This is a genomic window from Leisingera sp. McT4-56 (assembly GCF_020514995.1).
GTDB classification, from domain to species: Bacteria; Pseudomonadota; Alphaproteobacteria; order Rhodobacterales; family Rhodobacteraceae; genus Leisingera; species Leisingera aquaemixtae_A.
On record NZ_JAJALF010000001.1, the window covers coordinates 61,539 to 76,457 of the forward strand.

Below are 14,919 nucleotides of genomic sequence, written 5' to 3' on the forward strand. Positions count from 1 at the left end.
CCATGCCTGCCAACCGGCTGCGGGGTTTAAACAATCCTGCCGGCCAATTGGACTTTAGTTGGGGCAATCCGATGGAATACAAAGAAATCCTGTTTTCGATAGAGGACGGGCTGGCAGTCGTCACGCTGAACCGGGAAGCGCGCAAGAACGCGCTGACCAGCCAGATGCGTTCGGAAATCACCCATGCCATGGGGCTGGCCGCGCGCGAGGCGCGGGCCGTGGTGCTGACTGGCGCAGGCGATGCCTTCTGCTCCGGTCAGGACCTGAGCGACGCGGGCAGCGGCGGCGGCGCGCTGGACCTGGAACGCACCCTGCGCGACGAATACCTGCCGATGCTGCAGGCGATCTATGACTGCCCGGTGCCGGTGGTGGCAGCGGTCAACGGCGCTGCAGCCGGGGCCGGGGCCAACCTAGCGCTGGCAGCAGATGTGGTGATCGCCTGCGAAAGCGCGTTCTTCATGCAGGCCTTCACCAGGATCGGCCTGATCCCGGATGCCGGCGGCACCTGGTTCCTGCCGCGCCAGATCGGCCTAGCCAAATCGATGGGCGCGGCGCTGTTTGCCGACCGCATCAGCGCGCAGCAGGCCAGCGACTGGGGCATGATCTGGGAGGCGGTGCCGGACGCGGAGTTCGAGGCCCATTGGCGCCAGCGCGCGGCCTATCTGGCCAGCGGCCCCAGCAAAGCATTTGCCGCCACCAAATCCGCGCTGCGCGAAAGCTACGGCCGCACCCTGGCCGAGCAGCTCTCGGTCGAGGCGCATCTGCAGGGGGAATGCGGCAAGACACGCGATTTCCTGGAAGGGGTGACCGCGTTCATGGAAAAACGCCCTGCGAAATTCGAGGGGCGCTGACGCCCGGGAGAGGCCGCCTGTTTTGCCCAGGTCCCTGGAAGCGCCGCCGCAGCGCTTCCGGGCCGCCCCGAACCCTGGCCCAAACAGTACGCTCCCAAACAGAAAAACGCCCCGCAATGTGCGGGGCGTTTTTTGCTTTACGGCGGGCGCTTAGCGGCTTTCGATGTCCACGTAGTCGCGCAGTGTCTCGCCAAGGTACAGCTGGCGCGGGCGGCCGATCTTGTTCTGCGGATCGGCGATCATCTCTTTCCACTGCGAAATCCAGCCGACAGTGCGCGACAGCGCGAAGATCGGGGTGAACATCGAGGTCGGGAAGCCCATCGCCTCCAGGATGATGCCGGAGTAGAAGTCGACGTTCGGGAACAGCTTCTTCTCAATGAAGTAGGGGTCATTGAGGGCAGTCTGCTCCAGCTCCTTGGCGACCTGCAGCAGCGGGTTGTCGTCGACGCCCAGCAGTTCCAGAACCTCGTCCGCGGACTGCTTGAGCACTTTGGCGCGCGGGTCGGTGTTCTTGTACACGCGGTGGCCAAAGCCCATCAGGCGGAACGGGTCGTTCTTGTCCTTGGCGCGGGCGATGAACTCCGGAATGCGGTCGACGGTGCCGATTTCCTTGAGCATCTCCAGGCAGGCCTGGTTGGCGCCGCCGTGGGCCGGACCCCAGAGGCAGGCGATGCCGGCCGCGATACAGGCAAACGGGTTGGCGCCGGAGGAGGACGCCAGGCGCACGGTGGAGGTCGATGCGTTCTGTTCGTGATCCGCGTGCAGGGTCAGGATGCGGTCCATCGCCCGGCTGAGGATCGGGTTCACGTGGTATTCCTCGGCCGGGACCGAGAAGCACATGTGCAGGAAGTTGGCGGCGTAATCCAGGTCGTTGCGCGGATACACGAACGGCTGGCCGACCGAGTACTTGTAGGCCATTGCCGCGATGGTCGGCAGCTTGGCGATCAGGCGCACCGCGGCAACTTCGCGCTGCCAGGGGTCGGTCACGTCCAGCGAGTCGTGGTAGAAGGCCGACATCGCGCCGACAACACCCACCAGGGTCGCCATCGGGTGCGCGTCGCGGCGGAACCCGCGGAAGAAGTTGTGCATCTGTTCATGCACCATGGTGTGGCGGGTCACGCGGGTCTCGAAGTCCTCCAGCTGTGCCGCGGTCGGCAGTTCGCCGTACAGCAGCAGGTAGCAGACTTCCAGGTAATGCGACTTCGCCGCCAGCTGGTCGATCGGGTAGCCGCGGTGCAGCAGCTCGCCCTTGTCGCCGTCGATGAAGGTGATGGTGCTGTCGCAGCTGGCAGTGGAGGTGAACCCCGGGTCATAGGTGAACACGCCTGCCTGCGCGTAAAGCTTGCGGATGTCGAGAACATCTGGCCCGGCCGTCGGTGAGAAAATGGGCAGCTCGTAGGTTTCGCCATTGAGGCTGAGCTTGGCAGATTTCTGTGTCTCGGTCATAGATGTCCCTTCCTGTTGCGGGCACGAAGGCTGCCCCGTTCGGGCGGCCTCATGCGGGGCAGCGCCTGCGCGGAACCGCGCAGGGGTTGTCGTCTCAAAAACAGGCGCGCCCGGGTGTCAGAACCGCAGTCAGCCTGTTGCGTCCTTGAGCCGGGCGAGAGTTTCCTCGCGGCCCAGAATCAGCATCATGTCGAACACCGAAGGCGTTACCGCCCGGCCGGCCAGCACTGCCCGCAAGGGGCCTGCAAGCTTGCCGAACTTGGTATCATGGGCTTCTGCAAATGCGTTCAGAAGCGCCTCCAGATCGTCACGGACCCAGCTAGCATTTTGCAGCTGCGGCGTCAATTCTTCCAGTATACCATCGGATACAGAAGACAGGGCCTTTTCTGCCTTCTCATCCCGTTCAAGAGGCCGTGAAGCAAGGATAAAATGCGCTTTTTCAAGCAGTTCAGGAAAAGTGCGCGCCCGGTCCTTGAGGCAATACATCGCACGTTCCAGCCCTTGTGACTGCGCGTCAGTCAGGGCGGGTTCCCCGGCAGCTGCCAGATAGGCGCTGATTTCCTGCCGCAGTGCGGCATCATCGCTAACAGCAATGTGCTGGCCGCAGAGATTCTCCAGCTTCTTGGTGTCGAACCGGGCCGGGCTTTTGCCGATGCCAGCGAGATTAAACCACTCTTTGGCCTGGCTGTCCGTAAAAAACTCGTCATCGCCATGCGACCAGCCAAGACGCGCCAGATAGTTGCGCATGCCTGCGGCCGGATAACCCATCGCCTGGTATTCCTGCGCGCCAAGCGCGCCGTGTCGCTTGGAGAGCTTCTTGCCGTCGGCGCCGTGGATCAGCGGGATATGGGCCCAGACCGGCACGTCCCAGCCCATCGCCTGGTAGATCATCATCTGGCGGGCGGCGTTGTTCAGGTGGTCGTCGCCGCGGATCACATGGGTCACGCCCATGTCGTGGTCGTCGACCACCACCGCCAGCATGTAGACCGGGGTGCCGTCGGAGCGCAGCAGGATCATGTCATCAAGCTGGTCGTTGCGGATGGTCACATCGCCCTGGACCTCGTCCTTGATCACGGTGGCGCCGTCCTGCGGCGCCTTGATGCGGATCACGTAAGGCGCGTCCGGGTGGCTGGCTTCATCGGCGTCGCGCCAAGGAGAGCGGTAGAGGGTGGATTTGCCCTCGGCCTTGGCCTGCTCGCGGAAGGCGGCGATTTCCTCCTGGGTGGCAAAGCACTTATAAGCCTTGCCTTCGGCCAGTAGCTGTTTCGCGACTTCTGCGTGGCGGTCTGCGCGCTCGAACTGGCTGATCACTTCGCCGTCATGGTCAAGGCCCAGCCATTCCATGCCCTTCAAGATGGCGGCGGTGGCCTCCGGCGTGGAGCGTTCGCGGTCGGTGTCCTCGATCCGGAGCAGGAATTTGCCGCCGCGGCCGCGGGCGTAAAGCCAGTTGAACAGCGCAGTGCGGGCGCCGCCGATGTGCAGATAGCCGGTGGGAGAGGGCGCGAAACGGGTGACAACCGGTTGGGTCATGTGCAGGATTTACCTTTTGGAAACCATGTGAGGCGTAGTGTTTCCGCCTGTCTACCGGGCCAGAAGGCGGGGGGCAAGCATGCGCCTTGGCACTGCCATCAGCGACGTTCTGCAAGCACAGCGCGGCAGCTTGTTTCCCTGGGTGCCGGTGTTTCTGGGCGCGGGGATCGGGGCCTATTTCAGCCTGAAAGCCGAACCAAACGCCGCAGCGGTCGCGGGTCTGGGTTGCGTTTCTCTTTTGTTTTGCGCGGGCGCGCTTCTGCGGCGCCCATTGGCCTTTCTGCTTTGGACGCCTGCACTTCTGGCGGCAGGGATTTGCCTAGCTTATGCGCGGACGCATCTGGTGGCGGCCCCGGTTCTGGATTTCCGCTATTACGGCCCGGTTGAGGGGCGGGTGGCGGCAGTGGACCGGTCGCCCACGGATGCGCTGCGGCTGACCCTTGATCAGGTCAGGTTGGACCGGGTACCGCCGTTGAACACGCCTGCGCGGGTCAGGGTTTCCTTGAAGGGGCAGACAGACATACCGCCGCCCGGCGCGCGGGTTATGACCACCGCGCATCTGCTGCCGCCGCAGGGCCCGGCGGAGCCCGGCGGCTTCGATTTCCGCCGCCACGCCTGGTTCAAGCAGCTTGGAGGTTTGGGCTATACAAGGGTGCCGGTGCTGCTGGCGGAAGCGCCGGGCAGCGAGGTGCCGGTTGAGCAGCTGCGCCGCAGGCTGGCGCAATATCTGCAACAGCAAATACCTGGGGAGACCGGCGGGTTTGCCGCTGCCGTCACAGCCGGCGACCGCAGCGGCGTCGGCGAGGAGACACTGACCGCGCTGCGGAAAAGCAACCTGGCGCATCTGCTGGCAATTTCCGGCCTGCACATGGGGCTGCTCACGGGGTTTGTGTTTGCTGCGTTGCGCAGCCTGATGTGCCTGGTGCCGTGGATTGCGCTGCGCTGGCCGGTCAAGAAACTGGCCGCCGCGGCGGCGCTGGCAGCCGGGGCTGGTTATCTGCTGCTGTCGGGTGGCAATGTGGCGACAGAGCGCGCCTTTGTCATGGTGGCGGTGATGTTTGGCGCTGTTCTGCTGAACAGGCGGGCGATCACCCTGCGCGCAGTGGCGGTGGCGGCGCTGATCGTGCTGCTGAGGCGTCCCGAAAGCCTGCTGAGCCCCGGCTTTCAGATGAGCTTTGCCGCCACCGCCGCGCTGGTGGCGGTGTTTGCCGCGATCAGGGACGGGGAGGTGCCGCTGGGGCCGCGTTGGCTGCGGCCCGTTGCGGCTCTGGTGATCTCCTCCGCCGTGGCCGGGGCCGCAACGGCCCCCTTTGCGGCGGCGCATTTCAACACCATCCCGCATTACGGTTTGCTGGCGAACCTGCTGTCAGTTCCAGTGATGGGCACGGTGGTGATTCCCGCCGCGGTGCTGGCGCTGTGCCTGGCGCCATTCGGGCTGCAGTGGATCGGCCTTGCGCTGATGCAATGGGGTATGGACTGGATCCTGTGGGTGGCCCGAAGTGTCTCCGGCTTTGACGGCGCGGTTTCCCATGTGGCGGCGCCGGGGCCTTGGGTGCTGCCGCTGCTGGCCGGCGGTTTTGTCTTTGCGGTGGTCTGGCAGGGACGCCTGCGGCTGGCAGGGCTGCTGCCTGCCGCGGCGGCGCTTTGGATGTGGACCATGGCGGAGCGGCCGGACATCCTGATCGCCGAGTCCGGAGGGCTTGTCGGGGTGATAGAGGCGGAAGGCCGCGCTTTGTCACGGGCCAAGGGGCAGGGCTTCACCGCGGAGATCTGGCTGGAGAATGACGGCGATCCTGCCTCTCAGCCCGTTTCCGCGTCCCGCTGGGCCGCCGAAGTGGACGGCCTGCCGGTCTGGCAGGGCGACGGATTCCGCATTATACATGCGCCGGGCAAGCGCAAACTTTCGGCTGTAACCGGTTGCAAAGACAGGGATATCGTTATTTCCACCGTGCCGGGCTCGAGCAGCTGCCTGCTGCTGACACCGGAGGTGATGCGGCAGACCGGCAGCCTGGCCCTGACCCGTAAAGGCAAACTTTTGACAGCGCGGGATGCGGCGGGCGAGCGCCCCTGGACTGGCTGGCAGCCGGAGGGGCGGGAAATCCGCCGCCTGCGGCAGCTGCTGACCGGCGCGGGAGGTCAGTAAGTGCGGATAAGCCCGACCAGGCGGCCCTGGACCTCCACCATATCCTCGGGGTAGCGGCGGGTTTCATAAACCGGGTTGGCGGCCTCCAGCGCGATCATCGACCCCTCGCGGAAATAACGCTTCAGCGTTGCCTCCTGGCCCTCGACCAGCGCCACCACGATATCGCCATTGTCCGCCGCCGAGGTTTCGCGGATCACCACAATGTCGCCGTCGTTGATGCCGGCCTCGATCATCGAGTCGCCCTTGACCTCCAATGCGTAGTGCTGGCCGGAAGGAGCGATCATGCCGCCGGGCACCGAGACCTGGTGCGAAACCTGGCTGATCGCCTCGATCGGGACACCGGCGGCGATGCGGCCCATCACCGGCAGTTCGACCGCAGCCTGGCGCAGCGGGTCTGCTGATGCCGGGGCCGGCGCCGTGGTTTTCGCCTGGCCGCCCTCGATCACCTTGGGGGCGAAGCCCTGCGGCTCGCCGGTGCCGCCAAGGCTTTCGGGCAGACGGATGATTTCGATCGCGCGGGCGCGGTGCGGCAGGCGGCGGATGAAGCCGCGCTCCTCCAGCGCCGTGATCAGCCGGTGAATGCCGGATTTCGACCTGAGGTCGAGTTCGGTCTTCATTTCGTCAAAACTGGGGGGCACGCCATCGCGCTGCAGGCGTTTGTGAATGAATTCCAGCAGTTGAAGTTGCTTCTTTGTGAGCATCGCCGCTCCCTCCGTGCCTCGTGTTTTCTTTTGTTCTACGCATGTTCACGTTTTGTGTCAACATGGCTGTATTGCTGGAAAGGCAGGAGGACGCGCCAAGGGCGCGTGCTTCCCTTACGGTGGCAAAGCCGCCTGCCGGGCAATGGGGCAAGAGTATTTGTGCAAAGAAGAGGAGGGATCAGATCGGCAGGTATTGCACAGTTTCGCCGGCTGGGCGGGCGCCGTCGCTTGGTGGGCGCACCAGCAGGGCGTTGGCGCCCGCCAGAATGGTGAGCAGCGAGCTGTCCTGATTTTCAAAGGCGGTCAGCCGCCCGTTTTCGACCTGCGCCCGCATGTAATGCTCCCGCGGGCCGTTTTCCGGAAGGGGGGCCGCCAGGGCGGCTGTGCGCAGCTGCTGGGCCTCCGCCGGCAGGCCCAGCATGGTGCGGACCACCGGCGCCAGGAACACATGGCCGCAGACCATGGCGGAAACCGGGTTGCCGGGCAGGCCGACCATTGCAGCACTGCCCATGCGGCCTGCCATCAGCGGTTTGCCGGGGCGCATGGCAACCTTGTAGAAGCTGCGCTCCATCCCGAGGTCCTGCGCCACCTTGCCGACCAGATCGTGATCGCCGACCGAGGCGCCGCCGATGGTGACAACCAGATCAGCGCCCTCAGCCAGCTCAAACGCGGTGCGCAGGGAGCTTTCGGTGTCGCTGGCGATCGGCAGGATGCGGGCGCGGGCGCCCAGATCCTCGAGCATCGCCTTGAGACCGAAGGTGTTGGAGGCGATGATCTGGTCCGGCCCCGGCGTGCCGCCGGGCATCACCAGCTCGTCGCCGGTGGAGATCAGCGCGACCTCCGGGCGGCGGGTGACGGGGACCGAGGGAATGTTCATCGCGGCCAGCAGGGCGATGTCCGCAGGCGTCAGCAGCTTAGGTGCGCTGACGGTCTGGCCATCGGTGAAATCACCGCCGCGGGGGCGGATATTGTGGTTGCTGCCGGGCTCATCCGTGATGGTGATGAGGTCGCCGTTGCGGGTCACATCCTCTTGAATGACAACGAAACTTGCGCCTTCCGGAACCGGGGCGCCGGTGAAGATCCGCACCGCCTGGCCTGCGCCCACACGGCCAGCGAAAGCGTGGCCGGCCGCGGCCTCGCCGATCACCTTGAACATGGCGTGCAGCTCAACCTCGGCGGCGTTGACCGCATAGCCGTCCATGGCGGAGGCGGAGAACGGCGGCTGGTCGCGGCGGGCCTGCACATCGCTGGCAAGCACCCGGCCTGCGGCCTGGTCCAGCGGCACTTCCTCGGTTTCCAGCTGGCTGACAAGCGCCAGAAGATGCGCGCGGGCTTCGCTGACGGGGATCATTTACGCCTCATACCTGCCTGATTTCCCGCCATCTTTCAGTGTGACGCGGATGCCGCCGATCTGCATCGCCTTGTCCACTGCCTTGGCCATGTCATAGACGGTGAGCGCGGCGGTGGAAACGGCGGTGAGCGCTTCCATCTCGACCCCGGTCTGGCCGGTGGTCTTGACGGTTGCCTCAATCCGCACGCCCGGCAGGTCCGGATCAAGCGTCAGCTCCACCGCGACCTTAGTCACAGGCAGCGGGTGGCAGAGCGGGATCAGGTCCGGCGTCTTCTTGGCGCCCATGATGCCGGCCAGGCGGGCCACCGACAGCACATCACCCTTTTTGGCGCGGCCTTCGGCAATAATATCATAGGTTTCCTGCGCCATGGTGATGTGGCCTTCGGCGGTGGCGATGCGCGAGGTCACCGCCTTGTCCGAGACATCGACCATATGGGCGTCGCCCTTGGTGTCAAAATGCGTGAGGCTCATGGGATCCTCCCTTACATCATGCCCGGCATCAGCGGGTTGGCGAGCAGCGCGCGGGTGGCGCCGGCAACGTCGTCCTGGCGCATCAGGCTCTCGCCGATCAGGAAGGTGCGGGCGCCGTAGCGGGCCATGTCGCTGAGATCCGCGGGCGTGAAGAGACCGCTTTCGCAGACGATGGTGCGGTCAGCGGGCACCATGCGGGACAGGGTCCGGGTGGTGTCCAGCGTCGTCTCAAACGTCTTGAGATTGCGGTTATTGATGCCCATCAGCGGCGATTTCAGATTGCAGGCGCGCTCAAGCTCTTCGGCGTCATGCACCTCCAGCAGCACGTCCATGCCCCATTCAAAGGCGCTTTGCTCCAGTTCCTGCGCCTGGGCGTCGGAGACGGAGGCGAGAATGATCAGGATGCAGTCGGCGCCAAGCGCGCGGGCTTCAGCCACCTGGTAGGTGTCATACATAAAGTCCTTGCGCAATGCGGGCAGGGAGCATGCCTCGCGGGCCTGGGTGAGGAATTCCTTGGCGCCCTGGAAGCTGGGAGTGTCGGTCAGCACCGACAGGCAGGTGGCGCCGCCGTCCTCATAGGCCTTGGCCAGTTCCGCCGGTTCGAAATCGGGGCGGATCAAACCCTTGGAGGGGCTGGCTTTCTTGATCTCGGCAATCAGGCCGTAACCGGTACGGCTGGCCTGCATCAGGCTTTCGGCAAAGCCGCGCACCGGGGAGGCCTCGCGCGCCTCGGCTTCGACCGCTTCCAGCGGTTTGGCGGCCTTGTCTGCGGCCACTTCTTCAAGCTTGTAGGCCTTGATCTTGTCGAGCACGTTTTCGGTCATACCGGCGTCTCCGTTCCTGCGTTCCAGTCTATGGCAGTTTCACCGCGGGCGGCGAGCCAATTGTTCACTTTTGAAAAGGGCCGGGACCCGAAGAAACCGCGCCGCGCCGACAAGGGCGAGGGGTGGGCGGTTTTCAGGATCAGGTGATCGCCCGGTTTGATATGTTTTTCAAGCTTTTGCGCGGCATTTCCCCAGAGAATATATGCCGTTGGGGTTTCCGAGGTCAGCGCCAGCACCTGGTGCACCAGATGGTGCCAGCCGAGGTGCTTGTGGCCGTTGGCTTCGCCTGCCGGGACCGACAGGGCGGTGTTCAGCAAAAGCACGCCCTGACGCGCCCAGGGGCGCAGGTCGGCGCTTGCAGGGGTTACGCCAAGATCCTCCTGCAGCTCCTTGTAAATATTGGACAAGGAGCGGGGAAACGGGCGCACATGCGGTTCCGCCGAGAAGGCCAGCCCGTGGGCGTGGCCGGGTGTCGGATAGGGGTCCTGGCCGAGGATCACCACCCTTGTATCCTCAGGCTGGGTCAGTTCCAGCGCCGCAAACCGCAGGTGCGCGGGCGGCAGGATGACCCGGCCATCTGCTGCGATTGCAGCAGAGATACCGGGCCAGCGGTCGTTGAAAAAAGGCAGGCTGGACCATGTGCCCAGCCCCGGCGGCAGGTCGGTCATGCGGCTGAGGTGATCCGGGCCAGCGCCTCGACCTTGGCCTTGGCCGCGCCGCTGTCGATCGATTCCGCAGCGCGGGCGACGCCATCCCTGAGATCGGCAGCCTTGCCCGCAACAACCAGCGCGGCGGCGGCATTCAGCAGCACCGCGTCGCGGTAGGCCGAGGGGGTGCCCTGCAGGAGCACGCGGAAGGCCATGGCGTTTTCCTCCGGGGTGCCGCCGACAATCTTGTCGAAGGAATGCACCGGCAAGCCTGCGTCCTCCGGGTGCAGTTCAACCTCGCGGATTTCGCCGTCCTCCTCCAGCGCCGAGACCCAGCTGACGCCGGTGATGGTCAGCTCGTCGGTGCCGTCGGAGCCGTGGACCAGCCAGGCGCGCTCGGAGCCGAGGGCCTTGAGGGTTTCCGCCATCGGACGGATCATCTCGCGGCTGAAGGCGCCGGTCAGCTGCCGCTTGACGCCGGCCGGATTGGTCAGGGGGCCGAGGATATTGAAGATGGTGCGGGTGCCCAGTTCCTGCCGGGTCGGCATAACATGCGCCACCGCCGGGTGGTGCATCGGCGCCATCATGAAACCGATCCCGGCCTCATTGATTGCCTTTTCAACAACTTGCGGGCCAACCATCACGTTGATGCCCATCTGGGACTGCATGTCGGCAGTGCCGGACTTCGAGCTGAGGTTGCGGTTGCCGTGCTTGGCGACCACAACGCCGGCGCCCGCTGCAACAAAGGCGGTGGCGGTGGAGATGTTGAGGGTGTTCTTGCCGTCGCCGCCGGTGCCGACGATGTCCATGGCGCCGGCAGGCGCCTTCACCGGGTGGCATTTGGCGCGCATCACGGCGGCGGCTGCGGCGTATTCGTCGACGCTCTCGCCGCGGGTGCGCATCGCCATCAGCAGGCCGCCGATCTGGCTTGGGGTGGCTTCGCCCTCGAACAGCAGGGTGAAGGCCTTCTCGGCTTCTTCACGGGTCAGGGAACGCTCGGCGGCGGCGCCGATCAGCGGCTTCAGCTGGTCGCTCATGCCGGCACCTGCATCACGTCGAGGAAGTTCTTCAAGAGCGCGTGGCCGTGCGCCGAGGCAATCGATTCCGGGTGGAACTGGACGCCGTGGATCGGCAGCTCCTTGTGCTGCAGGCCCATGATGGTGCCGTCTTCCAGCTCAGCGGTGATTTCCAGGCATTCGGGCAGGGTTTCACGCTCCACCACCAGGGAGTGGTAGCGGGTTGCCTCAAAAGGCGATGGCAAGCCTTTGAAAACGCCGATGTCCTTGTGATGCATCATGCCCATCTTGCCGTGCACGATCTCGTGGCAGCGCACCACCTTGCCGCCGAAGGCCTGACCGATGGTTTGGTGGCCGAGGCAGACGCCCATCAGCGGCGTGCGGGTCTCCGCCGCCGCCTCGGTCAGGGCAAGGCAGATGCCTGCCTGATCCGGGTCGCAGGGCCCCGGCGACAGCAGGATGCCTGCGGGCTTCATCGCCATTGCTTCCTGCACGTTGATGGCGTCGTTGCGGTGCACTTCCATTTCGGCGCCAAGCTCGCCGAGGTAGTGGACGAGGTTGTAGGTGAAGGAATCGTAGTTATCGATCAGCAGCAGCATCTTGCGGGCTCTTTTAAGGGTGGCGGGCGGGGTGCGCGCCGCAGTATAGTGGTCGCAACATACTTGTTCAGGGATACGGGGCAGCGTCAAGGGCAGGATAGGCGAATGCAGGGGCGAACCGGCACAAGGGGCGCGCAGGCAGGCCGGGACGGCGCAGCACGGCAGAAAGATTGAGAGGCAAAACGGGCATGCGGGGATTTCTGGGCGGCGTGAGTGTCGGGGCATTGCTGGCCGCGGGCGGGCTGGCGATGCTTTCTTTGTCGGTGCCGCTTCCGGACACCGGAGCGGTGCAGGAGATGGCGCCGGAGCCGGCGGCGGACAGCACAGGCAAGGCACCGGAACCCGCTGCGCACGATCCGGGCGACGCCCCATCAATGCCGAATGGGGGCAGCAAGGCGGTGGAGGCGCCTGCCAGCGCCCAGGGGCCGGATGCCGACCTCGCCGAAGTGCAGCCGGAGGCGCCCGAAACGACAAGCGCGGATGATGATCTGAGAGCGCTGGCAGGCGCGGATACCTCCCCGGCAGGCAAACCCAAGGTTGGACTGGCGGCGGAAGTCGCCGGGGCCGGAAGCCTCACCCCCGCATCGGCACCGGGCACTGCCGCGGTGACGGAGCGGCACCAGCCGCAAGCTGTCCAGCCCGCGGTGCCTGCTGCGCCGGGCAGCGAAAGCGCAGTGGTCGCGGCAACGGAGCCTGCGCCGGAACCCGCGAAAGAATCCGGGGCGCGCGAGGAGCCTGAGGATGCCGCAGAACCAGCTGGCGCGGCGGAACCGCTGGAGCAGGCCGCTGCGCCCAGGGTTGCAGGGGCACCATCCGCCGCGGCGGTGCAGGCCCCGGAGATCGGCAGCGCGCCGCTGGCGACGACTCTGCCGGTGATCGGCGCAGCACCTGAGGCGGCCGCCGGGGAACCCGGCATCGAAACCGTTGAAGACATTGAACCGGAGCTGTCCGTGCAAGCGGAGGAAGCTGCGCCGCTGTCACCCGGAATCGGCACGCCGGTGGTGCCGCTTACCGAACGGGACGAGGCGGAGGGCCTTGGCGCCGGGCTGCCGGGAGTTTCCCCCTTCACGGCCTATGCGGAACCGTTCTTCAACCCGGAAGACCGGCCTCTGATGTCGATCGTGTTGATTGACGGCGCTGGCGCTGTTGGCTCTGAAGCGCTGGAGGATTTCCCCTATCCCCTGACCTTTGCCATCGACCCCGAGGATCCGCAGGCCGCTGAAAAGATGGCGGCGCGCCGGGCAGCCGGGTTCGAGGTGCTGATGCTGGCCGACCTGCCGCGCGAGGCCTCGCCGCAGGATGCGGAGACCGCCTTTGAAGTCTGGCGCGGGCAATTGCCGGAAGCGGTGGCGATCCTGGAAGGGGTGGAGACCGGCGTGCAGGGCAACCGGGCGCTGGCGGATCAGGTGGCAGCGTATGCGGCCGCTGCCGGCTACGGGCTGGTGACGCAGGACAGCGGCCTCAACACCGTGCAGAAGCTGGCGCTGCGCGATGGCGTGCCGGCAGGCGTGGTGTTCCGCGATTTCGACGGCGCGGGCCAGGACCAGCGGGCGATCCGGCGGTTCCTGGATCAAGCGGCGTTCCGGGCCGGACAGGAGGGCGCGGTGATCATGCTGGGGCGGCTGCGGCCGGACACGATTTCGGCACTGCTGCTGTGGGGCTTGCAGGACCGCGCCGCACGGGTTGCGCTGGCGCCGGTGTCCGCCAGCCTGGTGTCGCTGCTGCCGGGCAAGTAAAAACGGCGCCCGATATGCGGGCGCCGCAGTCTCCGGCTGGAGTATTTCGGCAAAGCAGAAGGCCGGGGGACGGCCCTTTCAAGGCTAGCGGTTGCCGTTGCCGGTGAACCGGGCCGCGTCGGCGGCGGCGCGGCGGATGGCGTTGGATTTGTGCACCGTCTCCATATACTCTGCCTCAGGGTCGCTGTCGTAAACAACGCCGCCGCCGGCCTGGATATAGAGGTTCTGGTCCTTGACGATGGCGGTGCGCAGCGCAATGCACATGTCCATGTCGCCGCCGGCCGAGAAATAGCCGACGCCGCCGCCGTAGATGCCGCGTTTTTCCGGCTCCAGCTCATCGATGATTTCCATCGCCCGGACCTTGGGCGCACCGGAAACGGTGCCTGCGGGCATGCCGGCAAAGAAGGCGTCCAGCGCGTCCTTGTCGTCTGCCAGCTCTCCAACGACGTTGGAGACGATGTGCATCACATGGCTGTAGCGTTCGATGATGAATTTCTCGGTTGGGCGCACGGTGCCGATCTTGGACACCCGGCCGGTGTCGTTGCGGCCCAGGTCCAGCAGCATCAGGTGCTCTGCCAGCTCCTTCTTGTCCGCCAGCAGATCGGCCTCCAGCGCCTTGTCCTCTTCCGGGGTGGCGCCGCGCGGGCGGGTGCCTGCGATCGGGCGAATGGTGACCTCCTGCCCGAAGACGCGGACCAGGATTTCAGGGGAGGCGCCCACCACCTGGAAGCCGCCGAAGTTGAAGTAGAACATGAAGGGCGACGGGTTGGTGCGCCGCAGCGAGCGGTAGAGCGCGAAAGGCGGCTGGCGGAATTCCTGGGTCCAGCGCTGTGCCGGCACCACCTGGAAGATGTCGCCTGCGCGGATGTAATCCTTGGCCTTCTCCACCGCGGCCATATAGCCCTCCTTGGTGAAGTTCGACTGCGGCGGGGCAACTTCGTCCGCGTCGCCGAGGTCGCGGCTTTCGGCGGGCATGGCGCGTTCCAGGTCGCGCACCGCGTCCATCACCCGCTCCGCGGCCTGGGCATAGGCCGCCTTGGCGGTCTGGCCGTCGCTGGCCCAGGCAGGGGACACCACGGTCACCTCGCCCTTGACCCCGTCGAGAACGGCGATGACCGAGGGGCGCAGCATCAGCGCATCGGGCAGTCCCAGCGGGTCCGGGTTGACGTCCGGAAGGTGTTCGACCAGGCGGATCATGTCATAGCCGAGGTAGCCGAAGAGACCGGCCGCGGCCTGAGGAAGATCATCGGGCAGGGCTATCTTGCTTTCGGCAATCAGCGCCCGCAGATTGTCCATCGGGTTGCCGTCCTGCGCGGTGAAGTCATCCGCATCAAATCGGGCCGAGCGGTTCAAGGCGGATTGCTCCCCATGGCAGCGCCAGACCAGATCCGGTTTCATGCCGATGATCGAATAGCGCCCGCGCACCTCGCCGCCGGTCACCGATTCCAGCATGAAGGCGTCCTTTTGGGCGCCGGTCAGCTTGAGCATCAGCGACACCGGCGTATCGAGGTCGGCGGCAAGGCGGGTGTAGACGACCTGGTTCTCGCCGGCTTCATAGGCCTTGGCGAACGTGTCGAAATCGGGGGTCAGGGCCATGGGTCGGG

General features: G+C 65.7%; 13 protein-coding genes. 3 read left to right on the forward strand and 10 right to left on the reverse strand.

Annotation, left to right across the window (positions count from 1 at the left end):
* The first annotated feature begins 71 nt into the window (after positions 1–71).
* Complete coding sequence (locus tag LHL23_RS00270; RefSeq protein WP_226428375.1) at positions 72–851, forward strand: enoyl-CoA hydratase-related protein; 780 nt, start codon at positions 72–74, stop codon at positions 849–851.
* Positions 852–1,001: 150 nt separating this feature from the next.
* Here LHL23_RS00270 and LHL23_RS00275 read toward each other — a convergent pair whose 3' ends face one another.
* Together LHL23_RS00275 and gltX are read right to left on the reverse strand one after the other, a co-directional pair.
* Entirely contained in the window at positions 1,002–2,297 is a 1,296-nt protein-coding gene (locus tag LHL23_RS00275) for a citrate synthase (protein ID WP_222475836.1), read from the reverse strand.
* 129 nt (positions 2,298–2,426) lie between these two features.
* Positions 2,427–3,827: a glutamate--tRNA ligase gene (gene gltX / locus LHL23_RS00280; RefSeq protein WP_226428376.1), complete on the reverse strand. Its 1,401-nt coding sequence runs from the start codon at positions 3,825–3,827 to the stop codon at positions 2,427–2,429.
* A 79-nt stretch (positions 3,828–3,906) separates the two neighbouring features.
* Here gltX and LHL23_RS00285 point away from each other — a divergent pair, with 79 nt between their 5' ends.
* Positions 3,907–5,970 (forward strand): ComEC/Rec2 family competence protein, encoded by a 2,064-nt coding sequence (locus LHL23_RS00285; protein ID WP_226428377.1) that lies wholly within the window; start codon positions 3,907–3,909, stop codon positions 5,968–5,970.
* Here the strand turns inward: LHL23_RS00285 and lexA are convergent.
* From lexA to LHL23_RS00320, 7 genes are all read right to left on the reverse strand, one after another.
* Positions 5,964–6,671: a transcriptional repressor LexA gene (gene lexA / locus LHL23_RS00290; RefSeq protein ID WP_222475832.1), complete on the reverse strand. Its 708-nt coding sequence runs from the start codon at positions 6,669–6,671 to the stop codon at positions 5,964–5,966. The two genes, LHL23_RS00285 and lexA, sit on opposite strands and share 7 nt — an antisense overlap.
* A gap of 178 nt (positions 6,672–6,849) precedes the next feature.
* On the reverse strand, positions 6,850–8,022 hold the full coding sequence (locus LHL23_RS00295; RefSeq protein ID WP_226428378.1) for a molybdopterin molybdotransferase MoeA: 1,173 nt from the start codon (positions 8,020–8,022) through the stop codon (positions 6,850–6,852).
* Positions 8,023–8,493, reverse strand: a complete 471-nt coding sequence (gene moaC / locus LHL23_RS00300; protein WP_226428379.1) for a cyclic pyranopterin monophosphate synthase MoaC — start codon at positions 8,491–8,493, stop codon at positions 8,023–8,025.
* Positions 8,494–8,504: 11 nt separating this feature from the next.
* On the reverse strand, positions 8,505–9,317 hold the full coding sequence (gene trpC / locus LHL23_RS00305) for an indole-3-glycerol phosphate synthase TrpC (protein ID WP_226428380.1): 813 nt from the start codon (positions 9,315–9,317) through the stop codon (positions 8,505–8,507).
* Positions 9,314–9,985, reverse strand: coding sequence for a uracil-DNA glycosylase (locus tag LHL23_RS00310; RefSeq protein WP_226428381.1), 672 nt, complete (start codon positions 9,983–9,985; stop codon positions 9,314–9,316). Before LHL23_RS00310 ends, trpC begins: the two co-directional genes overlap by 4 nt.
* On the reverse strand, positions 9,982–11,001 hold the full coding sequence (gene trpD / locus LHL23_RS00315) for an anthranilate phosphoribosyltransferase (protein WP_226428382.1): 1,020 nt from the start codon (positions 10,999–11,001) through the stop codon (positions 9,982–9,984). Before trpD ends, LHL23_RS00310 begins: the two co-directional genes overlap by 4 nt.
* Positions 10,998–11,579 carry an anthranilate synthase component II gene (locus tag LHL23_RS00320; protein WP_226428383.1) on the reverse strand — a complete coding sequence of 194 codons (582 nt, stop codon included), beginning with the start codon at positions 11,577–11,579 and terminating at the stop codon, positions 10,998–11,000. The genes trpD and LHL23_RS00320 overlap by 4 nt, the downstream gene beginning before the upstream one ends.
* Before the next feature lie 188 nt (positions 11,580–11,767).
* Between LHL23_RS00320 and LHL23_RS00325 the strand changes: the two genes are divergently transcribed.
* Positions 11,768–13,315, forward strand: coding sequence for a divergent polysaccharide deacteylase family protein (locus tag LHL23_RS00325; RefSeq protein WP_226428384.1), 1,548 nt, complete (start codon positions 11,768–11,770; stop codon positions 13,313–13,315).
* Positions 13,316–13,399: 84 nt separating this feature from the next.
* Here LHL23_RS00325 and trpE read toward each other — a convergent pair whose 3' ends face one another.
* The gene (gene trpE / locus LHL23_RS00330) at positions 13,400–14,911 is read right to left on the reverse strand and encodes an anthranilate synthase component I (RefSeq protein WP_226428385.1); all 1,512 of its coding nucleotides are present in this window, start codon (positions 14,909–14,911) and stop codon (positions 13,400–13,402) included.
* Between the last annotated feature and the right edge of the window lie 8 nt (positions 14,912–14,919).